Below are 25903 nucleotides of genomic sequence, written 5' to 3'. Positions count from 1 at the left end.
ATAAGGGTACTTTGTATGAAAGGAGAGGTTATGGCTCAGATACTTGTCGTTGATGATCAGGAAGATATTGTTCAATTTGTTGTAAAGGCTTTAGAGCTCCAAAATCATAAGGTGACGGGGCTTACAAGTGTTTTAGATTTGGATAAGAACTCGTTGCCACGGTTTGACTTGATTTTACTGGATATTATGATGCCTGATGTTGACGGTCTCCAGTTTTGTCATGACATTCGGGATCAAGTGGATTGTCCTATACTCTTTATTACAGCTAAAACACAAGAGGCAGATATTGTCCAGGGGTTGACTTATGGTGCAGATGATTATATTTGTAAGCCATTTGGGATTAAAGAACTTCAAGCGCGTGTGGCTGCTCACTTGAGACGTGAACATCGTGAGCGCCACCATAAGCTATTAATTGAAAATATTCAGTTTGATTTGTCTGCTCAGGAGCTTTATGTTGAGAATCAGTTGTTAGATTTGACTAGGTCAGAATATCGTATTTGTCAGTTTCTGGCTGAAAATAAGGGCCAAGTCTTTTCCAAAGAGCAAATCTACACGCATTTGTACGGCTATGAGGATAAAGGGAGTCCGACAGCAGTGGCTGAACATATCAAAAATATCCGTGCAAAGCTCAAAAATGTTGGGCAAAATCCTATTGAAACAGTCTGGGGGATTGGTTACAAGTGGCACTAATTAAAAAACGAGAACACTCTCTAAGAACAATCTTATTATCTTATGTCGTCAGTCTTACAGTTCTATCAGCAATCAGTAGCCTGCTTATTTTGTCTTTGTTCAGCTTGTCTTATCGTTTTGGCGTTGTGTTTCCAGCAAATCAGGTAGAAAGTGATTTGTCTGCTGTCAGGAATGAAATTGAAACTTCTAAGGTCTTTAATCCAGATGTCTTGCCTGATGGTACAAGCTATGTCTTCTTGACTAGGGATTTTAAGCTTAAGAAGTCTAACATGCCAGATAATTTGCAAGAAGAATCCTTGCTAGATTACCAATTCAAGAATGTTCATGGTGGCAAATATGGCTATTTTCAGTCATTTGAACGGTCTGATGGCATCGTCATTGTCAATTATCAACTATCACCTCGGTACCGTAATGACTGGATGAACCAGCATTTTCCCAATGCTGATCTATTGATGATTGGCTCAATGATGGTGTCTATACTACTCATATTTATTACTTTAACTTTTTACTATGCTAGTAAATTGAGTCGAGAGTTAAGCACAATATTGAAGGCAACAGAGAAAATAGCAGAGCAAGATTTGGATTTTCAAACTTCTCAGTCTACAATTAAGGAATTTAATCAAGTGTTAAGTGGTTTGGATCATATGCGAGTAGCACTTCGTGAGTCTTTGATGGAAAATTGGAAGGCAGAGCAAGATAAACAAAATCAGATTTCTGCTCTGACACATGACCTAAAGACGCCCCTAACAGTTGCTCGTGGGAATGCAGAACTCTTAGCTATGACGTCCTTGGATGAAAATCAAACGGACTTGTTAGAGCATTTTCAAAAAGGAATTGCACAGGTTGATGCTTATGTAAAAGAGTTGTCAGAACTCAACAAAACGAGTTTTAAGAAAACCTTGACGCTTGAAGAAATTCCAGTTAAGGAATTTGTTGAAGACATTTACGATCAAACCTTGTCATTAGCTCAAACGAAACAAATCAATGTGGTATTTGATAAGAAAGAAATTGAGAAAGAAACCATAGGCAATTGGGACAGGTCCTTATTAAATCGAGCTTTTATGAATATCCTTTCGAATGCGGTAGAGCATACGCCTAGTGGTAGTCAGTTGCTCTTAACTGCTAGGGTAGAAGATGATGAATTCAAGTTTATCTGCCTTGATTCTGGTCCTGGATTTTCCCTTGAATCACTTGAAAAAGCCACTCAGCTCTTTTATCAAGAGGATAAAAGTAGACAGAGCCGCAATCATAGTGGACTTGGGCTGACTATTGCTAATGATATTATTCGCTTACACCATGGTAGTCTTTCTCTTTCAAATGACAATGGCACAGGTGGTGCTAGAGTGACTATCATGTTACCCCTTTAAATACAAATTACTCCTAGTCGCCAGATGAGGAGTTTTTTGCTATACTACTAAGAGTAAAAATGAAGAAAGATTTGTGGGGGGCAGGATTTCATCTTGTTCCCGAAGAGGTATTAGTGTCATGTCTCAATCAAAAGCAGATTATATTAACGTGATTGGAGCTGGTTTGGCCGGATCCGAGGCGGCTTATCAGATTGCCAAACGTGGTATTCCAGTAAAACTTTATGAAATGCGTGGGGTCAAAGCAACACCACAGCATAAGACAACAAATTTTGCAGAATTGGTTTGCTCTAACTCTTTCCGTGGAGATAGCTTGACCAATGCTGTAGGGCTTCTTAAAGAAGAAATGCGTCGCTTGGACTCTATCATTATGCGTAATGGAGAAGCTCATCGTGTGCCAGCTGGTGGTGCCATGGCGGTGGACCGTGAAGGTTATGCAGAAGCGGTAACAGCTGAAATTGAAAATCATCCATTAATTGAAGTTATCCGTGAAGAAATCACAGAAATTCCTGATGATGCTATTACAGTTATTGCTTCAGGACCATTGACTTCTGATGCTCTAGCTGAAAAAATTCATGAACTAAACGGTGGAGATGGCTTTTATTTCTATGATGCCGCTGCACCAATCGTTGATAAAGCGACTATCGACATGAACAAGGTTTACCTTAAGTCACGCTATGACAAGGGTGAAGCAGCTTATCTAAACTGTCCAATGACTAAGGAAGAGTTCATGGCTTTCCATGAGGCCTTGACAACAGCTGAAGAAGCTCCTTTGAATTCCTTTGAAAAAGAAAAGTATTTCGAAGGGTGTATGCCTATCGAGGTCATGGCTAAACGTGGTATCAAGACAATGCTCTATGGCCCTATGAAACCGGTTGGTTTGGAGTATCCTGAGGATTACAAAGGGCCACGTGACGGTGATTTCAAGACACCTTATGCGGTTGTTCAGCTTCGTCAGGACAATGCGGCTGGTAGTCTCTATAATATCGTTGGTTTCCAAACTCACCTTAAATGGGGAGAACAGAAGCGCGTCTTCCAAATGATTCCAGGACTTGAAAATGCTGAATTTGTACGTTATGGGGTTATGCACCGTAACTCTTACATGGATTCGCCAAATTTGTTAAAACAAACCTTCCAATCAAAATCAAACCCTAATTTGTTCTTTGCAGGGCAAATGACCGGTGTTGAAGGTTATGTTGAATCAGCTGCTTCAGGTTTGGTTGCTGGAATCAATGCTGCCCGTCTCTTTAAGGGTGAAGAAGAAGTCATCTTCCCTCACACAACAGCTATCGGTAGTCTTCCATACTATGTGACTCACGCTGAAAGTAAACATTTCCAACCAATGAATGTTAACTTCGGTATTATCAAAGAGTTGGAAGGTCCACGTATTCGTGACAAGAAAGAGCGTTACGAAAAAATTGCTGAGCGTGCTCTTAAAGATTTACAACCTTTTATTCAAGCTTAGTCAACATTAAAATCCCTTACCGAATGCGGTAAGGGATTTTTCAGATCTAAAAGTATTCAATTAACCAAAGAATTTCTTAGCGATATCTTGACCTTGTTTAATTTTAGCCCATTGTTGTGGTGTTGCCAACTCATTACCTGAGTCACATGAGGCGAAACCACATTGGTGAGAAAGGAAGAGACGCTCTTTAGGAAGGATTTTACTAGCTTTTTCAAGCAAGTCAAGAACACGTTCTTCGTCATCAAGTTCAGTTGTTTTTGATGACAAAAGTCCTAGTACAACTTCAGCCTTGCTGTCTTTGAGGGCTTCGAGAGCCTTGATATCACCAGCTGTATCGCTGTCCCATTCAAGGAAGAAGCGATCATAGTGTTGCTCTGCCAAGAACTTCTTAGCAATGGCTTCGTAAGTTCCTTCGGCAGCAGAACGGCTTTCATAGTTACCACGACAGTTGTGTGTCCAAACCGTTAAACCAAGTTCGTGAGCATAGTCTACAACCTCGTTATTGATAGCTACAAACTCATCAGCCAATTCTGCCAAATCAGAATTACCTTCCGCAAAGAAACTTGCAGGGTTTGATGGGTCAAAAAGTTCCCAGAGACAGTCGTCAAATTGAACGATTTATCCACCAACTGCCTTGTATTCTTCCAAGAATTCTTTATAGGCATTAATCAAACCTTTTTTGAGGTCTTCATTAGTTTCATAGACTTGCCCAGGACCAGCCAAACGGTCAAAGATAGCAAGTTCAGTATAAGCATGAGCTGGACCCCAGATAGTTTGTTTAGTATCTTCATCACCAGCTTCAGCTTTAACCAATTTATAGATATCTAGGTAATGGTGGTTTTTACCTGAGAGTGGTTCAGTGATACGAATACCAATATCTTTACGAGTCTCATATTGTCCGCCATCGTGGTCTTTGAATGTATAACCGTGCTCAGCAATGTAGCGTTCAATACCTTTGAGACCCCAGACAAAGTCTAAGTGCCACATAGAACGGCCAAACTCACCATCGGTAAGAATGTCAATACCATTAGCCTTTTGGTCAGCCACAATTTGCTTAATATCTGCAGTTTCAGTTTCTTGATAACCAGGAAGGGCATCGTAAAAAGGATACTGGATGTCGTCACGGTGCTCGATTTCGTCCTTGTATTTACGGAGATCCGCAGGACGAAGGAGAGAACCAACTAATTGAAATTTAGATTTTGTCATAAGATTCACCTCAAAATAAGATTTTATATCTATAAAACTTTTTATTTATTTCAATTGAAAATAGTTATTTTCTTTCTGTGGGTATAGTTTAAGACTATATAAGGTTTTGGCCTGCAAAATGATACTTCCTATGGTAAAATGAAAAGAAAATAATGAAGGTTGGGAACATGCAAAAAACATTTTTTATTATTAAACCAGATGCTGTAAAACGACACTTGATGGGATAAGTGATTGATCGTATTGAACGTCGTGGCTTCATTATTGAACGAATGGAAATGTTGACACTTGACGAAGAACGTCTTAAAGAACATTATGCTCAATTGGTTGATAAACCTTTTTTCCCTAGCATTGCAGAATTCATGATGAGTGGTCCATCTGTTATTGGTATTATTTCTGGTTCAGGTGTTATCAAGTCATGGCGTGATATGATGGGAGCAACTAATCCGGGCAATGCTGCTCCTGGAACAATCCGTGGAGACTTTGCAACCGCACCAGATGGTGATATGATTCTAAATATCGTTCATGGCTCTGATTCAGAAGAATCTGCGGCTCGAGAAATCAAGATTTGGTTTGGTGAGTAGGATGGATTTAAAGCTGGTTTATTGAATTAAAACACTTTAACTAAAAGGAGTTGTAGAATGAGCAACAGCGATAACTTTTGCTGTCGTAGTTGATGTGTCTAAATAAACGTGAGCAACTGTCTTTTTGACACTAACGATTCTACTCGATATTTTTACGAAAATTCGTAGGTGATATCGTTGTTAAATTTAACTTCTTGGCTGTTTATGGTGGTACTTAATTTGTTCTTCGTAGGTTTGTGGTACAATGCAAACTTTGGTATATGACTTGAACGATTCAGGTACTATAGTAAATATCAAGGTACCGGTTACTGTTAAGACTTCAATATTGTTTGATATTCTACATTAAGTAGGAAAAAACGCTAATAATAACGATGATTTGTTAGTGATAAATGTTAGCAGTTCTTTAAGAAGTTCCATTACTAAGTTTTTGGCCTAAGATATAAAAACTCATGACTTTCTAAAATCTTTGGTTTTAGGATTTTTTTATTTCTTGAAAATCACTAGTCATGCTAGTGATTTCAAAAAACTTCTAGTAATGTGTCAAAAAATGTCACAATGGAATTGAAAGTCTTTCATCTAAATATAGATATCAAATTATTTATGAAAAGTACTGAGCAATTATTAGTCAACTCTTTCATTTATTTTGCAACAAAAAGAGTGTAGAATACATGAGGTTGGGTCTTGTGCATGTTAATCAATATCTCCACAACTAAGCATTTTATCAGTTAGGGGGAGCTTAAAAGTGTAAGAGTAACCTACTGGTATAGTTACCCGTAGGGATGAGTAGCTTTAAGTGATAATTATAAATAGTCTAAGCTCTGAACTACACTCCAAGAGTTAGATTTTTCTGTCTAACTTTTGGAGGTCAGTACAATTATAGTTGATTTTTTTCATAATCTTTCCAATAAAAATATTAAAGCGAATCAATCTATCTATTATAAAATTAAACCTTCTATTTGTAATGTCAACACTATTCACAATAGGATTTTGTCTATCAAATACTTTGATATTAAAAAGTATTTGAATTTAAGAATCTAATAGAGTTTAAAGGAATGGGTGTTTTTATGAGATATCTCAAATTGACATGGTTCTTTCTTTTGTTAGAATATGAGCATAACTAAATATAGAAGGACGTAATTTAAATGGGGAAAAAGGAATTACAACGTTATTCACTCAGGAAGTCTAGCCTTGGTGCGGCTTCTGTTCTTTTGGGGACTGCAGTTCTTGCAGTAGGAGGTTCAAATGCAAGCGCTGATGAAGTTGCAACAACTACAGATTCAGCAACACCAGCAGTTGAAGCAACAGATGCTGTTGAAGAAAGCACTTCTGCCGTAGCAGATTCAACTGAAAAGAAAGTTGTTAACGTTACTGAAGAAGGCAACACAACTGTCACAACGAGTGAAGTAACAAATACAAGCTTAGAAGCTGCAAAAACAGCTGCAACTAACGAAGGGGTTGAGGTTAAGGAAGAACCTGCTCAAACCAAAGAAACTGTTGAAGCAGCTGCTGCAGATAATAAAGCACAAGCAGAGAAAATCAATACAGTCGTTTCTGATTATAAAGCGGCTAAAGAACAATACAAGTCAGATAAAGCTGACTATGATAAAGCAAAAGCAAACTATGATGCAAAATTAGCTGAGAAAGCACTTGCTGATAAAACAAATGCTGAAGCTCAGGCTAAATATGATACTGAAAAAACAGCTTATGATAAAGCTTCAGAGCAATACCAAATTGCTAAGCAAGCTTATGACTCAGCTCTTTCAGAGTACAAGACTAAGAAAGTTACTTATGATGCTAAGGTAGCAGAAAAAGAAGCCGCTGATAAAGAAAATGCGCTTTCTGCAGCTAAATACCAAGCAGAATTGGCAACATATAACCAAGCAAAAGCTGATTATGAAGCAGCTCTTGCTCAGTACAATAGCGATAAAGCCAAATACAATGCTGAAAAAGCTAACTATGATAATAAAGTAGCTGAAAAAGTTGTTACGGAAAAACGTAACGCTGAAGCTGAAGCTAAATATCAAACTGAGCTAGCAGCATACAATGAAGCAAAAGCTAAATATGATGTAGAAAAAGCAGCATATGACAAGAATCTTGAACTTTATAACGCTAAGAAAACAGCTTATGAAGCAGATCTTGAAACAAAACAAGCTATTGAAAAATACAATGCAGATGCTAAAGCTAAGTACGAAGCAGCCTTGGTTGTCTACAATGAGCAAAAAGCTAAATATGACCAAGAGTACCTTGAGTATCAAAACAAATTAGCTGTCTACCAAACAGCACTTAAACAATACCAAGATGCTAAAACAGCTTACGATAAATACATGAATGATCCTGTATATCGTAACCTTAAAGATGCTGAAGTTGTTCAAGAATTGACTTTCCAACGTGAAAACGATGCGACACACAAAGTTGAAGGTGTAAGCAACTACTTGACAAAAGAAGCACAAGAGCGTCTTAACACAAGTAATGTTTTCCAATATGACTCTAACAAGTTACAAGCATCTGACATTGTTTCAAATAGCCCTTGGACAAACACTGAAGACGAGTGGATTCAAGTTAAAGAAGGTGACAAATTTGTTGTTACTTATGATGGTTTGAACCAATCAAGCATGCTTGTTGAGAATGAAGCATCAGCAATCAAACGTGTTGTATACCGTTACGAAATCGTTAGCCTTCCATCAAACGACGGAAAAGGTATCGCGAAAATCAGTAAGGATCCAACAGTAACTATGACAGTTGGAGCGTCGACTGATCAAGATAAACCGGTTAAAGTAGCTGTAGATGTTGAGTTTTACGATAAAGATGGTAAAATGTTCAACCTTAGTGAGCGTAATGCTATCGTAGCACTTAACTCACTTAACCACTGGAACGGTGCAGCTTATGTTGAAACATCTGAGCGCCCACGTCCACTTACAGTAGAAGCGAAAGACGTTAATGGTAATACTGTTCGCGGTACTTACAATCCTTACGCAGATGGTTCTACTTTGGCAATCCAAAACGGTGAAGTTGTTACAAAATCTGGTTACGCAGATTTTGGTGGAGCTACTGTTAACGTTTCAGATGAGAACCCACTTAAGGTAGTGGTTCCTATCTCTGACTGGAATGGTTCAGAATGGGTTGTCTCACGTGAAATTCCAACTGATGTAACAACTCTTAATGCTTCAGGTAGTGGTAATGGCCACGCTCTTGGTAACCAAGATTATACGTTTGGTGATAAAGATGATGTTATTGGTTCATACAGTGTTTCTGCTGAAACTGGTTTGATTACATTCACACCTAAGAAAAAATACCAATCAACACGCCACCAAGAATATGTAAATATTGGTGATAACCAATTCATCGCTATTCCAAAATCATCAGTTACTTATGATGCTGCTACTAAAGAAGTAACATCAGTCAATGATAACCAATACATTGACCACGGTGCAGTCTTTAATGGTGAGACAACATCAGAATTGACAGGTTGGGATAACGCTGATTCACCTTACCTCTACTATGGAGGTGCAGGTATCAAGATGACTAATGGTCACTTGGTATTTACTGCTGAAGGTGCAAATGCTGATGGTGCACCAACAGTTTATTGGTTCGCAATCAACTCTAACCTTGGTTTGCCTAAGAATCCAGGTGAAAAACCTGAAGAACCTAAGGCACCAACACCACCAACAGCACCGGTTAAACCAGTGGTTAAAACAGTTGGTATCAATCCACAAGAACCAACACCACCAACACCTCCAAAAGAGCCAGTGGCACCAACGCCACCAACACCAAAAGTGGTTGAAGTTCCAGAAAAACCGGTTGCACCAACACCACCAACAGGTCCAACGGCACCAACGCCACCAACACCAAAAGTAGTTGAAGTTCCTGCTAAACCAGTAGAACCTAAAACTCCTGAAAAACCAAGTGTTGTATGGCACAAGAACTATGTCGTTGAGAGAGAGTCTCACGTGGTACCACCAACTCCACCGACTACTCCACAAACACCACCAACACCTGTTACTCCTCCAACTCCAGTGACACCACCAACTACACCAACTCCAGATACTGAAGTTCCTGTAGTGCCTCAAGCTGAGTTGCCACAAACTGGTGAGCACACTAGCAATGCTGGATTGATTGGACTTCTTTCAATGATTTTTGCAGCCTTTGTAGGATTCTTCAAACGTCGTAAAGAAGATTAAGTGGTGCTATTAAATTAGTTCCCCATCAAAACTAGATTCTATTTAGGATCTAGTTTTTATTTTTGCTCGGTTTTCCTCCCTCATTTCATTTCTATTTACTGGTGAAACATGTTATAATTGTCTTGAACGACTATTATAGAAAGATGCAAGGAGACGAGCATGGAAGAACTTAAGAAAACCGCTGGTGTAACCGCTGCCAAATATGTTGAAGATGGAATGGTTGTTGGACTCGGTACAGGGTCAACAGCTTACTTCTTCGTAGAGGAAATTGGCCGTCGTATTAAGGAAGAAGGTCTTAGTGTTGTTGGTGTAACGACATCAAGTCAAACCACTAAACAAGCTGAGGGCTTAGGCATTCCTTTGAAGGCAGTGGATGACATTGACAGTATTGATGTTACTGTTGATGGAGCCGACGAAGTAGACCCTCAACTCAACGGGATTAAAGGTGGCGGTGGTGCCCTTTTGATGGAAAAAATTGTCGCTACACCTACAAAAGAATATATCTGGGTGGTTGATGAGTCTAAAATGGTTGATCAATTAGGTGCTTTCAAATTACCAGTTGAAGTGGTTCAATATGGTGCTGATCGTCTGTATCGTGTCTTTGAGTCGAAGGGTTATAAGCCATCATTCCGACTTACGGAGCAAGGTGACCGCTTTGTTACAGATATGAAGAACTATATCATCGATCTTGATTTAGGTAAGATTGAAAATCCAGTGGCTCTTGGTGAAGAACTAAAAGCTATGACAGGGGTTGTTGATCATGGATTGTTCAATGGCATGGTTAACAAAGTCATCGTTGCAGGAAAAGACGGTGTTAAGGTCGTTGAAGTTAAGGCCTAGTCCGATTTTTATTCCCCTCACTTTTAATGAGGAAAACTAATTAATTATTTTCAAACTATTAAATAATATAGAAAGGCAAGAGGTAATTTCGAAAAGATTTTAGCTCTTTGTGGTGTTATTATGTCCAAATTTAACCGAATGCATTTAGTCGTTCTTGATTCAGTAGGAATTGGTGCTGCTCCAGATGCCAATGACTTTGTCAATGCAGGTGTGCCAGACGGTGCTTCAGATACCCTTGGTCACATCTCTAAATCTGTAGGATTGAATGTGCCAAATATGGCTAAGCTTGGTCTAGGAAATATTCCTCGTGAAACACCTTTGAAAACAGTACCAGCAGAAAGCAACCCAACTGGTTATGCAACAAAATTGCAGGAAGTGTCTCTTGGTAAAGATACGATGACTGGCCACTGGGAAATCATGGGTCTCAATATTACTGAACCTTTTGATACTTTCTGGAACGGATTCCCAGAAGAAATTCTCACTAAAATTGAAGAATTCTCAGGCCGTAAAGTCATTCGTGAAGCTAATAAACCATACTCAGGTACAGCTGTTATTGAAGACTTTGGACCTCGTCAAATGGAAACTGGTGAATTGATTATTTACACTTCAGCTGACCCAGTTCTTCAAATTGCTGCACACGAAGACGTTATTCCTTTGGATGAATTGTATCGTATTTGTGAATATGCACGTTCAATTACTCTTGAGCGTCCAGCTCTTCTAGGGCGTATCATCGCTCGTCCTTACGTTGGTGAGCCTGGAAACTTCACTCGTACATCTAACCGTCGTGATTTGGCTGTTTCACCATTTGCACCAACTGTTTTGGATAAATTGAATGAAGCTGGTATCGATACTTATGCCGTTGGTAAAATCAATGATATTTTCAACGGAGCTGGTATCAACCACGATATGGGACACAACAAATCAAATAATCACGGTATTGATAATTTGATTAAAGCTATGACTTCTGAAGACTTCAAACATGGCTTCTCATTCACAAACTTGGTAGACTTCGATGCCCTTTATGGACACCGTCGTGATCCACATGGATACCGTGATTGCTTGCACGAATTTGACCAACGTTTGCCTGAAATCATTGCTGCTATGCGTGAAGATGATCTCTTGATGATTACTGCAGACCACGGAAATGATCCAACTTATGCAGGTACAGACCATACTCGTGAATATATTCCTTTCTTGGCTTATAGCCCATCATTCAAAGGAAATGGACTTATTCCAGTAGGTCATTTCTCTGACATCTCAGCAACTGTCGCTGAAAACTTTGGTGTAGATAAAGCCATGATTGGTGAAAGCTTCTTGGATAAACTTGTCTAAAATGAAGCGCTATGCATTTTTGGTTCGTGGGATAAACGTTGGTGGTCGTCACAAGGTAGTCATGAAAGAATTTTGTCGTGAGTTAGAAGAACTCGGTATGTCACATGTTTCTTCCTATATAAATAGTGGAAATCTTTTCTTTGATTCTACCTTGATGAAAGAGGAACTCCTCTTAGTTTTAGAGGGATTTCTAAATAAGGCTTATCCATTTATTAAGGTGTTTTCTCTCTTTACTCTGGAAGATTACCAAAATGAAGTGGCCTCATTACCCAAGTGGTGGGAAGATGATTTCTATAGAAAAGACGTCCTCTTATTTACTGAAAGACTTGATAAGAACGAAATGAAGAAGATTATTAACTCGATAGAGTTGAAAGATGAAATACTTTATTTTGGTCAGCTTGGGGTCTACTGGGGAAAGTATGATAAATCAACTTATAGTCAAACGGCTTATCATAAGAAGTTATTGAAATCACCTTTTTATCCTTATATAACCATTCGAAATGCAAGTACTTTTTCAAAAATTGGTCACTTTTTAAGAATGAAATAAAATTAAGGGAGAAATAACATGTCGCTACTTGAAAAAATTAGAGTTACTCAAGCATTTTTGGAAAGCAAAGGAATTGAAAAACCTGAGTTCGGTTTAATCTTGGGTTCTGGACTTGGTGAGTTGGCTGAAGAAGTTGAAGACGCAGTTGTCATTGACTATGCGGATATTCCAAACTGGGGACAATCAACGGTTGTCGGACATGCTGGAAAACTTGTTTACGGAACTTTGTCTGGACGTAAGGTTTTGGCTCTTCAAGGGCGTTTCCATTTTTATGAAGGAAATCCGCTTGAAGTCGTTACTTTCCCTGTACGTGTTATGAAAGCTCTTGGATGTGAAGGAGTTGTTGTAACCAATGCGGCAGGTGGTATCGGCTATGGTCCTGGTATTTTGATGGCTATCACTGACCACATTAACATGACTGGTCAAAACCCATTGATTGGTGAAAACTTGGATGATTTTGGTCCACGTTTCCCTGATATGTCTAAAGCTTACACACCTGAATACCGTGAAACCGCTCATCAAGTGGCTGATAAACTTGGTATCAAATTGGATGATGGTGTTTATATCGGTGTGACTGGTCCAACTTATGAAACTCCAGCTGAAATCCGTGCTTATAAGACACTTGGTGCAGATGCTGTTGGGATGTCAACCGTTCCTGAGGTTATTGTTGCAGCTCACTCTGGCTTAAAAGTTCTTGGAGTTTCATGTATTACCAACTTTGCGGCTGGTTTCCAAGAAGAATTGAACCACGAAGAAGTGGTTGAAGTGACTGAGCGTGTCAAAGGAGATTTCAAAGGATTGCTAAAAGCGATTCTTGCTGAACTCTAAAATATGATTGCTCAGGGAATAAAACCTATAACGTCATTACCCAAGTTTATTAGGTTAAGTTTAGCTGTTTTTGGAACTGGTATTACTTCAGGTTTGGTAGGCATTCTTTGCCATTACCTTTTGGAGTTTATACAAATTCTTGTATTTGGTAATGATAAATCGAATTTATTGTCACAGTTTAACTCTGTAAGTCCCTTTCGACGATTTGCAGTATTGCTTGTAGTAGGTGTTTTCGCTAGTTTATTTTGGTATTTCCTTCAGAGACGAGTGTCCCTACTTTCTATTAGTAAGGCTAAGCAACTCGTTGGTAAGAAGAGTCCAAATTTTCTTGGCCAAAGTCTACATGCTTTGATGCAGGTTGCAATCGTTGGAGCTGGTTCCTCAATTGGTAAAGAAGGAGCGCCTCGAGAATTAGGCGCTCTATTTGGTGGTAGTCTCTCCAAAGCCTTGCATTTGGATGTTGTTGATAGACAATTGTTAATTGCTTGCGGGGCAGGCGCTGGCTTAGCTGCGGTTTACCAAGTCCCCTTTGCCAGTACACTGTTTGTTCTGGAAACCTTAGGTGTTGCTTGGAAATCAAAAAACATTGTTATCATTCTTGTGACAACTTACTTGTCAGCTTATTGTGCTCGCCCAATCGTTGGTAAGGAGGCAATGTATCAAGTCGGTAAAGTTAGCTCAGATCCTGCTAGTCTGATTCAGGTTATTGTTCTTGTATTAGTGATAACTCCGCTGGCGATGATGTTTAGCTTCTTAGCTAAAAAGGCTAGCAAAAGTCGTATTACTGATAAACGCATTCTGTGGACCATGCCACTATCTTATATAGTACTAGGTGGGATTGCAGCTTTATACCCTTTAATCATGGGAAATGGTCAGGTGCTAGCACAATGGTTATTTTCAGGTGGGGTTTCAGCATACCTACCTCTTATCCTTGTCGTCAAAGGACTTGTGGTATGTTTGCTTTTATGGGCAGGCTCTTATGGAGGAACCCTAACCCCTTCCTTTACTTTAGGTGCTGGATTGGGTTTCTTATTGACAAGTTGTCTTGAGATTTTTGGCTTATCACTCAATCCTACTCTAGGAATGTTACTCGGTGCAACCGTATTTTTAGGAATAACTTTAGATGCTCCTCTAACTGGGATAGCCTTAGTTCTAGGTTTTACTGGTCAAGGAGGGCTGGTAGCAGTACCACTAATCTTAGCGAGTCTACTATCGAGGATATTAAAAAATAGATGGAAGAAAAAACAATGAATATTCATTTTATCTTACACGAAACGTTTGAAGTCCCAGGAGCCTATTTAAAATGGGCACAAGACCGTGGGCATAATATCACATCAACCAAGGTATATGAGGAAGAGCTTCTTCCTGAAACCGTTGAAGGTATTGATTTTCTAATTGTTATGGGTGGCCCTCAGTCACCTGATGAGGATCGTCAGGCCTTCCCTTATTATGACCCAGAGGCTGAGATTGCATTTATGCAAAAGGCAATTGCTGCTGATATCTATATTGTAGGGGTTTGCCTAGGTGCTCAACTTTTATCTGTTGCCTATGGTGGTAAGTACGAGCATAGTCCAGAACGTGAGATTGGTGTTTTCCCTGTAACATTAACTGAGGCAGGTTTAGCGGATGAGCATGTCAAAGGTTTTGGCAAAACCCTAAACACTGGCCACTGGCATGGTGATATGCCTGGATTGACTGATAATGCAGTTGTTCTTGCTACTAGTCAAGGTTGTCCACGCCAAATTGTTCGCTTCAGTCCTAAACATTATGCCTTTCAGGCACACTTAGAGTTTGATCCTGAAGCTATTGATTTACTTATAGCTGCTGACGGTGAAGAGCATTTACGTAAGCAAAATAAAGAGTTACCTTTTGTTCAAACACCTGAACAATTGCGTGCCAACAATTATTCTGAAATGAACAAAAAGTTATACGATTTCCTTGATTCATTGACTCAAGCTTAATCCACTTTTAAAGTTGTTATTTATCTACTATATAACTATATAATAGTAGATAAATATTTAAAAATAAAAATTAAGAAAGATAGAGCGTGTGTTCTGATTTGAACACGAGCGGAAAGCTCGGAAAGCGGAGAACTGTGTAAAAAAGATAAACTGTCTAGCATTTACAATGCGTCGCCAGTTTCCTATTTTTACTTTGTTCTCTGTCGCCTGTCCTGTATATAAAAAATGAAAGGAAGGGTAGTTCGGGTTTGAAACTGAACCCGGGCTAGAGGCTGTGTAAAAAAGATAAATCCTCCTAGATGCGAAGCATCTTTGTCGGATTTCCTATTTTTACTTTGCCTCTTTAATGCCCTTGGTATCTTATATTATGTCTATTCATATTGCTGCTAAGCAAGGAGAGATTGCTGATAAAATTCTTCTTCCAGGGGATCCATTGCGTGCGAAATTCATTGCTGAGAATTTCCTTGAGGATGCTGTATGTTTCAATGAAGTTCGTAACATGTTTGGTTACACAGGAACATACAAAGGTGAACGTGTCTCAGTAATGGGAACAGGAATGGGGATGCCATCTATCTCTATCTATGCGCGTGAGCTTATCGTTGACTATGGTGTTAAAAAATTGATTCGTGTGGGTACTGCTGGTTCATTGAACGAGGATGTTCACGTTCGTGAGTTAGTTCTAGCACAGGCAGCAGCGACAAACTCTAACATTATCCGTAATGATTGGCCACAATACGATTTCCCACAGATTGCAAGTTTCGATCTCTTGGATAAGGCTTACCACATTGCCAAAGACCTTGGTATGACAACACATGTTGGTAATGTTTTGTCATCTGATGTCTTCTATTCAAATTATTTCGAAAAAAATATTGAGCTTGGTAAGTGGGGAGTGAAGGCTGTTGAAATGGAAGCAGCAGCACTTTACTACCTTGCAGCCCAACACCAAGTAGATGCTCTTGCCATCATGACTATTTCTGATAGTTTGGTTAATCCAGATGAAGACACAACTGCTGAAGAACGTCAAAATACTTTCACTGACATGATGAAAGTTGGTCTTGAAACACTAATTGCAGACTAGTGAATTAGTGACAAAAGTCCTTTTTTACCATTTGTCAAGTCCGTCTAGGTTTTAAGACAAGACCAGTAGCTATGAGGAATTTTAGAAGCTCTTTGAAAGCCGTATTTAATCATTGTTCCTTGGCGGTAAGGGCATAATGGTGCAGGGAAATCGAGTTTTGCTTGAACCTCGATATGAGTATCAGTTTCAAAAACAAGTGAAATATTGATATTTTGGTCTTTAATTCCGATTAATTCTGTGGTATTCTTAATAAGTCTCATAAGTTCCTCCTAATGATGGTTTGGTCGCTTTTCATTATAGTTCTTATGGGACTTATTGTCTGCATTTCAAAAAGCTCTATAATCTCTACAGTGGGTTTTACCCACTACAGAAATTATAGAGCCTTAATAAAAGGGAGAGCGAGAGGCCCTCTTTTTTTGCTTGATAAAACATAATATTTCTGATAATATAATCGTAATTGATTATGATTTAAGAGGAGTCTTCCTATGTCAGATATTTTATACTATATTGTTGAGCATCCATTTTATTGCCTTATTCTATTAGGAGTTGTTGTACTAGCCTGTGGGTTGGGGCCATTTTCAAGTAGTTCAACAGAAAACAAGCGCTCAGCAATTATTAATAAGCACTACAACGATACTTTTAAGAAATAAGAAGGGCTAAATGCAGTCAGAAAGCAGATATTAGAGATAGGCAAAAGCCTGTCTTTTTTGTATAATAGAAGGTAACGATTAGTTTATAGATAATCATAAGTAAGAACTAGGAAAGATAAAAATGCCAAATATTGAAGAATTAAAACAAAGACAGGAGAAGATTCGTAACTTCTCTATTATTGCCCATATTGACCATGGTAAATCAACTCTTGCCGACCGTATCTTGGAAAAGACTGAAACAGTGTCAAGTCGTGAGATGCAGGCGCAACTCCTTGATAGTATGGACCTTGAGCGTGAACGTGGAATCACTATTAAACTAAATGCCATTGAGCTTAACTATACAGCTAAAGATGGTGAAACATACATTTTCCACCTTATCGACACACCGGGACACGTGGACTTTACTTATGAGGTCTCACGTTCTCTTGCTGCCTGTGAGGGTGCCATCTTGGTGGTGGATGCAGCTCAAGGGATTGAAGCTCAAACTCTTGCCAATGTTTACTTGGCCCTTGATAATGACTTGGAAATCTTACCAGTTATCAATAAAATTGACCTTCCAGCTGCAGATCCTGAACGTGTGCGTACAGAGGTTGAAGATGTCATCGGACTAGATGCTTCTGAAGCTGTGCTTGCATCAGCTAAGGCCGGTATTGGTATCGAAGAGATTCTCGAACAAATCGTTGAGAAAGTGCCTGCACCTCAAGGTGATGTTGAAGTCCCTCTCCAAGCCCTTATCTTTGACTCTGTTTACGATGCCTACCGTGGGGTTATCCTCCAAGTGCGTGTGGTTAACGGAATGGTTAAACCAGGCGATAAGATTCAAATGATGTCTAATGGCAAGACCTTTGATGTTACTGAGGTTGGTATTTTCACACCTAAAGCTGTTGGTCGTGATTACCTTGCGACAGGAGATGTTGGTTATATCGCAGCCTCAATTAAGACCGTTGCGGATACCCGTGTCGGTGATACCGTAACCCTTGCGGATAATCCAGCTGCTGAGCCACTCCATGGCTATAAGCAAATGAACCCAATGGTGTTTGCAGGTCTTTACCCAATTGAGTCAAATAAATATAACGACTTGCGTGAAGCCCTTGAAAAGCTCCAGTTGAACGATGCCAGTCTTCAATTTGAGCCTGAAACGTCTCAAGCCCTTGGTTTTGGTTTCCGTTGTGGTTTCTTGGGTCTTCTTCACATGGATGTTATCCAAGAACGTTTGGAACGTGAGTTTAACATCGACCTCATCATGACAGCGCCATCGGTAGTTTACCATGTTAATACTACTGACGGTGAGATGCTTGAAGTGTCTAACCCTTCAGAGTTCCCAGATCCTACACGTATTGATGCTATTGAAGAACCTTATGTTAAAGCTCAAATCATGGTTCCTCAAGAATATGTTGGTGCGGTTATGGAGTTGGCACAACGTAAACGTGGTGATTTTGAAACCATGGAATACATTGATGATAATCGTGTGAATGTTATCTATCAGATTCCACTTGCCGAAATCGTCTTTGATTTCTTTGATAAATTGAAATCATCTACACGTGGTTATGCAAGCTTTGACTATGAATTGTCAGAATACCGCCGTTCACAATTGGTGAAAATGGATATTCTCCTTAATGGTGACAAGGTCGATGCCCTTAGCTTCATCGTTCACAAGGAATTTGCCTACGAGCGTGGAAAACTTATCGTTGATAAGCTTAAGAAAATCATTCCACGTCAACAATTCGAAGTGCCTATCCAAGCGGCTATTGGTCAAAAAATCGTTGCCCGTACAGATATCAAAGCCCTTCGTAAAAACGTCTTGGCTAAGTGTTACGGTGGTGACGTTTCACGTAAACGTAAACTCCTCGAAAAACAAAAAGCCGGTAAGAAACGTATGAAAGCCATCGGTTCGGTTGAAGTCCCACAAGAAGCCTTCTTGTCAGTGCTTTCAATGGACGAAGATGAGAAATAAGAGTAATAGTCAGAATGTGATGTTCTGGCTATTTTTGTAAAAAAGTTATGATAAAGAAGATTTTAAAATTTCCCGTCTCGAAGCGTGGAAGGATTTATACTGCGACTTTACTGACACTTTTCTTTTTAGGAAATGCTTATGTCAAACATAAATTTCATGAAAAAGCTGTAGAAGAATTACAGACTGCTCTAAAAGCGGATAAGGTAACTGACAATGAGATTTTTGGTAGCCGCCATCAGTATGTTGCCATTAGTCAGGAAGAACCTACTTACTATAATTCTGAAGATAACGTAGCGACTGAGTTGATTGGTAGAAACCATTTTGTTCGCTATTACGATACCATGAGTAGTCTGCATCAAGCGCATATGGTAGTTTATGATGTTAGCAAAGATTTTAAAAAGAAAATTATTAATCTGACTCCATATTTGAAGAAAGTCAAGGATTTTAAGGAAATCAAAGAATTGACTGTGTTTTTAAGAACGATTGATGGTTATGATTATGTTTTTTTGACGAATTCTCGAAGCGATAAGCAATTCGCTTACAATTTGGATACGAACCAATTTTTAACTAGTAATTTACCAGATTATTCTTATAGTAAGGATGAATTGCTTTATTTTGGTGATAAGAGTTCTGCTCGTAATCAGATGAATGATAGCAATATGTGGGGTTATTTAAAGAGAGAAGGAAACTTAGATGAGCTTTTAAGGAAGTCACCAGCCCCAAAGGACAGCTATTTATCTGCTCAGCTAAACCTTATCATAGAAATTGATAATGTAGACATTTCCAAAGAGGAGAGTCAGATTAATCTATTTAATGAAAATCTTGAAGTTAAGCATATTTACGAAGAGGCTGTTAATCCAACAACAAAGAGTGATGCGTTAAAGAAATTTAAACTATTGACCCGTCAAGGCTAGGAGGGAGATTTTCCAGCTGGTCCAACTGAGCCAGTGAAAAGGAAAGGACCTGATAAACCAAGTGGACCAAAGAAAGTCCCAGAATTAAATGTTTTTCCTGATTCTATTTTTCCTGTTAAAACCTTAAGTTTCAGTGAGATTCTTAACAAAAAGGCTCAACAAGACTATCAGAAAGACTATCGAGCTTACGAAAAAGCACGTCAAAAAGTTCAAAAGGATTACGATAGGGAATATAATGCCTATAAAAAGCAATTAGCTCAATATGAGTCTTATAGAGATAGAGAGTACGAAAGACAATCACAAATCTATTTTTCTCCTGAAGAGCAAACAAATGATATTTTACATTGGTTAGGAACAAATGGTGAAAATGCGATTGTGGTTTCTGTGGAGGACAGTGCTGGTATTAAGAAAGACATTCATTCATTTGCTGATATAAAGGATTGGGTGGATAAACATGATTATGATTCCACTATTAAGTCAGACTTTAGAGACTACAAAGGGGGCGACTAAGTATTCTTGAATGTTTATGTGGCTTCTACAAACCCTACACAAGCATTTTTCTCGGCTTTAGGCTATAATAGACAAAAAGGAATGTTGGGAGGGCCACTATGGATATCACGAGTTTTATTCCTAGTCAGCGACAGGCTATTCTGGAACGTTTTCAGCAAGTGGAGGCCTTGGGATTAGGCGCAGTTCGTATTGAGTTGAAGGTTGCGAATCCTGTTGGCATCATCTATGAGTGCTACATTATGGCAGGGGAAAATTATTTTTCTGATCAAGCAGTGGTATCCTTCCGTATTCTTTACGAAAAGGATCTGGAACGCATTTCTTTGGATGTGGTAGATATCCCTGGTCGCTCAAGTTTGTCTAATTATCTCCAGTTATTAGAGATTTTTGAAGGCCTGCAAAATTATCTCAATCGAGAGTTTGCTAAGGTCAAAAATACATAAACATCTGATAGCAATCAGGTGTTTCTTTTTGTGCTAGAAGTTCAAAAATTCACAATCTTTTTTTCACAAGATTGTCTGAAAACTGTGCTATAATGATAACAGAATTGTGAAGTGATGAAAGTTTGTGAAAAAACGAGCAGACTTTGACACTTTGTGACTTATACTTGAAAGGAAAGTTGGCTCTATCATTTTAGGGCCAGAAGGACTGTGTTCATGTCAGAAGAAAAGCAATTGTATGGTGCGGATTTAGTGGTTGATAGTTTGATCAACCATGATGTTGATTATGTCTTTGGGATTCCAGGCGCAAAAATCGATAGAGTTTTTGATACTTTGGAAGATAAGGGACCTGAATTGATAGTTGCCCGTCATGAGCAAAATGCTGCTTTTATGGCTCAAGGTGTTGGACGTATTACAGGAAAACCTGGTGTAGTATTGGTAACATCTGGTCCAGGTGTCTCTAATTTGGCTACTGGTTTGGTAACAGCGACAGATGAAGGAGACCCTGTTCTTGCTATTGGTGGTCAGGTTAAGCGTGCAGATCTCTTGAAACGTGCCCACCAATCAATGAATAATGTTGCTATGCTTGAACCAATTACCAAGTATGCTGCTGAAGTACATGATGCTAACACCCTTTCTGAAACGGTAGCAAATGCCTATCGTCACGCTAAGTCAGGGAAACCAGGTGCAAGCTTTATTTCAATTCCTCAAGACGTGACCGATGCTCCGGTCAGTGTTAAGGCTATTAAGCCTATGACAGATCCAAAACTTGGTTCAGCATCTGTTTCTGATATTAACTATCTCGCACAAGCCATTAAAAATGCAGTGTTGCCAGTCTTTCTTTTGGGGAATGGTGCCTCATCAGAAGCCGTAACTTACTCTATTCGCCAGATTTTGAAACATGTTAAATTACCAGTTGTTGAAACTTTCCAAGGTGCTGGTATCGTGTCACGTGATCTTGAAGAAGATACTTTCTTTGGTCGTGTGGGGCTTTTCCGTAACCAACCGGGGGACATGTTGCTTAAGAAGTCTGACTTGATTATTGCCATTGGGTATGACCCAATCGAGTATGAAGCACGTAACTGGAATGCTGAGATTTCAGCCCGTATCATTGTAATTGATGTTGAACCTGCTGAGGTGGATACTTACTTCCAGCCAGAACGTGAATTGATTGGTAATGTTGAAGCAACTTTAGATTTGCTCTTGCCAGCTATTCAAGGTTATAAATTACCTGAAGGATCAGTTGAATACCTTAAAGGGTTGAAGAATAACGTTGTTGAGGATGTTAAGTTTGATCGCCGACCTGAAGAAGGAAAGGTACATCCGCTAGATTTGATTGAAGTTTTGCAAGACCAAACCAAAGATGACATGACAGTCACCGTTGACGTTGGTAGTCACTATATTTGGATGGCTCGCTATTTCAAATCTTATGAACCACGTCATTTGCTTTTCTCAAATGGGATGCAAACTTTAGGAGTTGCTCTTCCTTGGGCCATCTCTGCAGCTTTGGTTCGTCCTAAGACAAAAGTCATTTCTGTTTCTGGTGACGGTGGTTTCCTCTTCTCAGCGCAAGAATTGGAAACGGCAGTTCGTTTGAAATTGCCAATTGTTCATATTATCTGGAACGATGGCCATTACAATATGGTGGAATTCCAGGAAGAAATGAAGTACGGTCGTTCATCTGGGGTTGACTTTGGTCCTGTAGATTTTGTAAAATATGCTGAGAGCTTTGGAGCGAAAGGTTATCGTGCAACAAGTAAAGAAGAGTTTGCTAGCTTGCTTCAAGAAGCCTTGGCTCAAGCTGTAGATGGACCAGTCCTTATTGATGTTCCAATCGACTATAAAGATAATATTAAACTCGGCGAAACTATTTTGCCAGATGAATTTTACTAAAAAGAGGGTGTAGACATGTCTGAAGCCATAAAATTATTTCAATATAATACTTTGGGAGCCTTGATGGCTGGGCTTTATGGAGGTACTTTAACAGTTGGAGAATTGTTGGAGCATGGAGACTTGGGTCTCGGAACATTAGATTCTATCGATGGTGAGTTGATTGTTCTTGACGGTAAAGCCTATCAAGCCAAAGGATCTGAGGGTAAGGTCGAAGTGGTAGAAGTTTCTCCTGATGAAAAAGTACCTTATGCAGCAGTCGTACCTCACCAAGCTGAAGTTATCTTCCGTCAACGTTATGAAATGACTGATAAAGAACTTGAGGATCGTATTGAATCTTATTATGATGGGGTCAATCTTTTCCGTTCTATCAAAATCAAAGGTCATTTTAAGCATATGCACGTGCGCATGATTCCAAAATCAAATGCCGATATTAAGTTTGCGGATGTTGCCACACGCCAACCTGAGTACGAGGTAGATAATATTTCAGGTACTATCGTTGGTATTTGGACGCCAGAAATGTTCCACGGTGTGAGTGTTGCTGGGTATCACCTCCATTTTATTTCAGATGACTTGACATTTGGTGGTCACGTTATGGACTTTGTTATTGAAAATGGTATTATTGAAGTTGGACCAGTTGACCAACTCGACCAACGTTTCCCAGTTCAAGACCGTCAGTATCTTTTTGCTAAATTCAATGTCGATGAGATGCGTGAAGATATTACTAAGGCTGAATAAAATTTTTTAAGACATCAAAAATCATAGAAAGAACTTTCCTAGATAATTAGGGAAGTTTTTTTGTTTTTTAAGGTACTTCTATATCGAAGCAGCTGACAGATGTAACTATAATGATTACAATAATATCAGAAAGTTCGATATCGAACTAAAATCCAAAGAAAGATATGGTGTTTTATAATGGATTATTTGAAAGTGCTAGTCGAAGAGATTCATTCAGTTGTAGTGGCAACGGTTGATGAAACGGGACATCCGCATACAGCTGTTATGGACATGATGTGGGAGGACGGGAAAACAGTTTATTTTTTGACTGCCGATTTTAAATCCCTCTACAAACGGCTTAAGGAAGATGGACGTGTAGCAGTGACAGGGATGACTCAAGGTGCCGGAACTATGGATCGTAAATCTATTTCCCTAACCGGTCAGGTGGAATGGATTGGAAAAGAGCATTTAGAAGAGTTGTTAAAAGCCAATCCATACATGTATGAGATTTATCCGACGGAGGAGGGACGTAGTCACCTACAAGTCTTTCGTTTTAAAAATGCAGTAGGCAATTTTTATGATTTGACGCAATTGCCTCCCTATCAAGCAAGATTTGAAATTGAGGGATGATAAGATGACAAAGATTCAAGATGCAAAGAAAATTATTGAAGAAGCAGATAAAATTGTGATTGGAGCGGGAGCTGGCTTATCTGCAGCGGCTGGCTTAACCTACTCAGGCTCACGTTTTGAGGTTTTCTTTAAAGATTATATTGCTCGTTATGGCATGCAGGATATGTATTCTGCAGCATTTTATCCTTTTGAGACCGCTGAGGAGCGCTGGGGTTATTGGGCCAAGCATATCTATCATAATCGTTACCAGCCAGAGGGACTTTCGCTTTATAGAGATCTTTTCGACTTGGTTAAGAACAAGGATTATTTTGTGATTACGACCAATGTAGATGGGCAGTTTATGAAGACAGGATTTGCTCAGGAGCGTTTCTTTGAAGTGCAGGGCAACTACGGAGAATGGCAGTGTTCCGTTCCTTGTCGTCAGAAAGTTTTTGATAATGAAGGAGCTGTCATGGAGATGCTAAAAGAAATCAAGGACTTGAAAATTCCAACTGACTTGATACCGTATTGTCCTCATTGTGGGGCTCCAATGACCATGCATTTACGTGTAGACCAGGCTTTTGTCCAAGATGAGACTTGGGAGGCATCTTATGAATCTTATCTAGGATTTTTAGAAGGGATTGAAGATCAAAAGGTTGTCTTCTTAGAATTGGGTGTCGGATACAATACGCCGACCATTATTCGCTATCCTTTTGAGAAAATGACAGCAGTATTTCCAAAGGCTCATTTGATTCGCCTCAATCGTGATGATCTTGAAGGTTTTGCTGCTACAAAGGAAAAGACAATTTCTATAAACGATGATATGAGGGAGGTACTCCAACAATGGCTAACAGACTAGAATATTTGATTGATGTTTTAAAAAGCGAGCAAGGATTGACAGAACTAGAGATTCCTGAAAAGGTAGAGGAGCAAGAAGTGTTATATCGGGCTCTTCAAAATGTCCGCTATCCAGCACCGGTGACAGCCGACTTTCTCTACCAACAAGACCGTTATTTACAAGAAAAACTATTAGAAAAAGGAGTTGTAGACTTAAAAGACTTGACTCCGATTCGGCCCAATCTCTACCTGTGGCAAGGCGATATCACTCGTCTGGCGGTCGATGCCATTGTCAATGCGGCCAACAGTAAGCTTTTAAGCTGTTTTGTACCTAATCATTCTTGTATTGACAATGCCATTCACACAGCTACGGGGGTTGAACTACGTTTAGCCTGTCAGGAGCACATGCAGGAGCAAGGAGAGGATGAAGCTACGGGTCAGGCAAAGATGACCAAGGCCTTTAACCTACCTTCCCGCTATGTCCTTCACACAGTTGGGCCTATTATCTATGACGAAGTGACAGATTTGGAAAGACAACAGTTGGCCTCTTCGTACGAAGAGTGTTTGAACTTAGCTTATGAAAAAGGTCTGAGAAGCTTGGCCTTTTGTTGTATCTCAACAGGAGAATTTCGTTTTCCAAATGAAGAGGCAGCTAAGATTGCGATAGAGACGGTTCTACAGTTCCAGAAAGAACACCCTGATATGGTAGTTATATTCAATGTTTTTAAAGATATTGATTATACGATTTATCAAGCATTATTAAAAAAATAATGTTTCTATATAGAAGTAGTTGACGGATGTAACAGACAGTGATACAATAACTTTAATATTTCGATATCGAACAAAAAGGAGACATAATGGACAAGATGTTAGGGGGCTACCAAGCTCTACAGATTCGATTGTTAAACGGGCGTATTTTTCAAAAACTCTTGAGCAAAGAACCAGAAGCTCAATATAGAAGTGAACAAGGAAAAATTTTAACAGTGCTTTGGCAAAAAGAAGATGGTCGAGCAACTGCGACAGATATCGCCCTTGCTTCAGGACTAGCCAACAATACCTTGACTAGCATGATTAAGAAATTAGTTGACCAGGGCTTGGTTACGATTGAACAGAGTGACCAGGACAAGCGCAAGAAGTTTGTCGTTTTGACCGAACTTGGTTGGGCGCAAAAAGAAATTGGAGACCGTGTCAGCAAAGAACTAGGAGAGATTTTCTACCAAGGCTTTTCAAATCAAGAAATCCGAGAATTTGAAGCCTATCAAGAGCGTATTATCACAAATCTAAAAGCTAAAGAAAATGATATGTAGGGAAAGGA

At 39.3% G+C, this 25903-nt stretch carries 23 protein-coding genes and 2 pseudogenes; 23 read left to right on the top strand and 2 right to left on the bottom strand.

The window, feature by feature from the left end:
* The first annotated feature begins 30 nt into the window (after positions 1-30).
* The 3 genes from HMPREF2571_RS04925 (at position 31) to trmFO (ending at position 3519) form a co-directional block, all read left to right on the top strand.
* Positions 31-690, top strand: a complete 660-nt coding sequence (locus HMPREF2571_RS04925) for a response regulator transcription factor (protein ID WP_004182441.1) — start codon at positions 31-33, stop codon at positions 688-690.
* On the top strand, positions 681-2057 hold the full coding sequence (locus HMPREF2571_RS04920; protein ID WP_172633787.1) for a HAMP domain-containing sensor histidine kinase: 1377 nt from the start codon (positions 681-683) through the stop codon (positions 2055-2057). Before HMPREF2571_RS04925 ends, HMPREF2571_RS04920 begins: the two co-directional genes overlap by 10 nt.
* 118 nt (positions 2058-2175) lie before the next feature.
* The gene (gene trmFO, locus HMPREF2571_RS04915; RefSeq protein WP_013990517.1) at positions 2176-3519 is read left to right on the top strand and encodes a methylenetetrahydrofolate--tRNA-(uracil(54)-C(5))-methyltransferase (FADH(2)-oxidizing) TrmFO; all 1344 of its coding nucleotides are present in this window, start codon (positions 2176-2178) and stop codon (positions 3517-3519) included.
* A 60-nt stretch (positions 3520-3579) separates the two neighbouring features.
* Here trmFO and HMPREF2571_RS04910 read toward each other — a convergent pair.
* Positions 3580-4725: pseudogene (locus tag HMPREF2571_RS04910) on the bottom strand (cobalamin-independent methionine synthase II family protein).
* Positions 4726-4952: 227 nt separating this feature from the next.
* Between HMPREF2571_RS04910 and HMPREF2571_RS04905 the strand changes: the two are divergent.
* The 9 genes from HMPREF2571_RS04905 (at position 4953) to deoD (ending at position 16070) form a co-directional block, all read left to right on the top strand.
* A complete protein-coding gene (locus HMPREF2571_RS04905) occupies positions 4953-5306 on the top strand; it encodes a nucleoside-diphosphate kinase (RefSeq protein WP_013990520.1) in 354 nt (117 codons plus the stop codon).
* Between the two features lie 1142 nt (positions 5307-6448).
* On the top strand, positions 6449-9484 hold the full coding sequence (locus tag HMPREF2571_RS04900; RefSeq protein WP_070847315.1) for an LPXTG cell wall anchor domain-containing protein: 3036 nt from the start codon (positions 6449-6451) through the stop codon (positions 9482-9484).
* Between the two features lie 159 nt (positions 9485-9643).
* Positions 9644-10324, top strand: a complete 681-nt coding sequence (gene rpiA / locus HMPREF2571_RS04895) for a ribose-5-phosphate isomerase RpiA (protein WP_013990522.1) — start codon at positions 9644-9646, stop codon at positions 10322-10324.
* A 120-nt stretch (positions 10325-10444) separates the two neighbouring features.
* Positions 10445-11656 carry a phosphopentomutase gene (locus HMPREF2571_RS04890; protein WP_070847313.1) on the top strand — a complete coding sequence of 404 codons (1212 nt, stop codon included), beginning with the start codon at positions 10445-10447 and terminating at the stop codon, positions 11654-11656.
* Position 11657: 1 nt separating this feature from the next.
* Positions 11658-12203 carry a DUF1697 domain-containing protein gene (locus HMPREF2571_RS04885; RefSeq protein ID WP_045768663.1) on the top strand — a complete coding sequence of 182 codons (546 nt, stop codon included), beginning with the start codon at positions 11658-11660 and terminating at the stop codon, positions 12201-12203.
* Between the two features lie 18 nt (positions 12204-12221).
* Positions 12222-13031, top strand: coding sequence for a purine-nucleoside phosphorylase (locus tag HMPREF2571_RS04880; protein WP_014633078.1), 810 nt, complete (start codon positions 12222-12224; stop codon positions 13029-13031).
* A 3-nt stretch (positions 13032-13034) separates the two neighbouring features.
* A complete protein-coding gene (locus tag HMPREF2571_RS04875; protein WP_070847310.1) occupies positions 13035-14282 on the top strand; it encodes a chloride channel protein in 1248 nt (415 codons plus the stop codon).
* Positions 14279-14992 carry a type 1 glutamine amidotransferase gene (locus tag HMPREF2571_RS04870; protein ID WP_013990524.1) on the top strand — a complete coding sequence of 238 codons (714 nt, stop codon included), beginning with the start codon at positions 14279-14281 and terminating at the stop codon, positions 14990-14992. The genes HMPREF2571_RS04875 and HMPREF2571_RS04870 overlap by 4 nt, the downstream gene beginning before the upstream one ends.
* Positions 14993-15359: 367 nt before the next feature.
* Positions 15360-16070 (top strand): purine-nucleoside phosphorylase, encoded by a 711-nt coding sequence (gene deoD / locus HMPREF2571_RS04865; RefSeq protein ID WP_002884979.1) that lies wholly within the window; start codon positions 15360-15362, stop codon positions 16068-16070.
* 74 nt (positions 16071-16144) lie between these two features.
* On the opposite strand, the pseudogene HMPREF2571_RS04860 reads toward deoD, so the two are convergent.
* Positions 16145-16330 (bottom strand): annotated as a pseudogene (locus tag HMPREF2571_RS04860) (ISL3 family transposase); the annotation flags it as partial.
* A gap of 225 nt (positions 16331-16555) precedes the next feature.
* Between HMPREF2571_RS04860 and HMPREF2571_RS10660 the strand changes: the two are divergent.
* The 11 genes from HMPREF2571_RS10660 to HMPREF2571_RS04815 all read left to right on the top strand — a co-directional run bounded on the left by HMPREF2571_RS10660 (position 16556) and on the right by HMPREF2571_RS04815 (position 25895).
* Positions 16556-16720, top strand: coding sequence for a hypothetical protein (locus HMPREF2571_RS10660; protein WP_013990527.1), 165 nt, complete (start codon positions 16556-16558; stop codon positions 16718-16720).
* 121 nt (positions 16721-16841) lie between these two features.
* A complete protein-coding gene (gene lepA, locus HMPREF2571_RS04855; protein ID WP_013990528.1) occupies positions 16842-18674 on the top strand; it encodes a translation elongation factor 4 in 1833 nt (610 codons plus the stop codon).
* A 47-nt stretch (positions 18675-18721) separates the two neighbouring features.
* On the top strand, positions 18722-19588 hold the full coding sequence (locus HMPREF2571_RS10825; protein WP_013990529.1) for a hypothetical protein: 867 nt from the start codon (positions 18722-18724) through the stop codon (positions 19586-19588).
* 33 nt (positions 19589-19621) lie between these two features.
* Positions 19622-20098 carry a hypothetical protein gene (locus tag HMPREF2571_RS10820; protein WP_013990530.1) on the top strand — a complete coding sequence of 159 codons (477 nt, stop codon included), beginning with the start codon at positions 19622-19624 and terminating at the stop codon, positions 20096-20098.
* Positions 20099-20196: 98 nt separating this feature from the next.
* Positions 20197-20538: a hypothetical protein gene (locus HMPREF2571_RS04845; protein WP_013990531.1), complete on the top strand. Its 342-nt coding sequence runs from the start codon at positions 20197-20199 to the stop codon at positions 20536-20538.
* 213 nt (positions 20539-20751) lie between these two features.
* Positions 20752-22428 carry an acetolactate synthase AlsS gene (gene alsS, locus HMPREF2571_RS04840; RefSeq protein ID WP_004182457.1) on the top strand — a complete coding sequence of 559 codons (1677 nt, stop codon included), beginning with the start codon at positions 20752-20754 and terminating at the stop codon, positions 22426-22428.
* Between the two features lie 15 nt (positions 22429-22443).
* The gene (gene budA, locus HMPREF2571_RS04835) at positions 22444-23163 is read left to right on the top strand and encodes an acetolactate decarboxylase (RefSeq protein ID WP_002883899.1); all 720 of its coding nucleotides are present in this window, start codon (positions 22444-22446) and stop codon (positions 23161-23163) included.
* Between the two features lie 177 nt (positions 23164-23340).
* Positions 23341-23772, top strand: coding sequence for a pyridoxamine 5'-phosphate oxidase family protein (locus HMPREF2571_RS04830; protein ID WP_013990533.1), 432 nt, complete (start codon positions 23341-23343; stop codon positions 23770-23772).
* Between the two features lie 4 nt (positions 23773-23776).
* Entirely contained in the window at positions 23777-24610 is an 834-nt protein-coding gene (locus HMPREF2571_RS04825) for an SIR2 family NAD-dependent protein deacylase (protein ID WP_041817217.1), read from the top strand.
* The gene (locus tag HMPREF2571_RS04820) at positions 24595-25359 is read left to right on the top strand and encodes a protein-ADP-ribose hydrolase (RefSeq protein ID WP_070847308.1); all 765 of its coding nucleotides are present in this window, start codon (positions 24595-24597) and stop codon (positions 25357-25359) included. The genes HMPREF2571_RS04825 and HMPREF2571_RS04820 overlap by 16 nt, the downstream gene beginning before the upstream one ends.
* Positions 25360-25445: 86 nt before the next feature.
* Positions 25446-25895 carry a MarR family winged helix-turn-helix transcriptional regulator gene (locus HMPREF2571_RS04815; RefSeq protein ID WP_002884904.1) on the top strand — a complete coding sequence of 150 codons (450 nt, stop codon included), beginning with the start codon at positions 25446-25448 and terminating at the stop codon, positions 25893-25895.
* Positions 25896-25903 lie beyond the last annotated feature (8 nt).

This window comes from Streptococcus sp. HMSC068F04, assembly GCF_001837455.1.
Classification (GTDB): domain Bacteria; phylum Bacillota; class Bacilli; order Lactobacillales; family Streptococcaceae; genus Streptococcus; species Streptococcus salivarius_D.
This window is presented reverse-complemented; position numbering and strand designations above follow the sequence as displayed.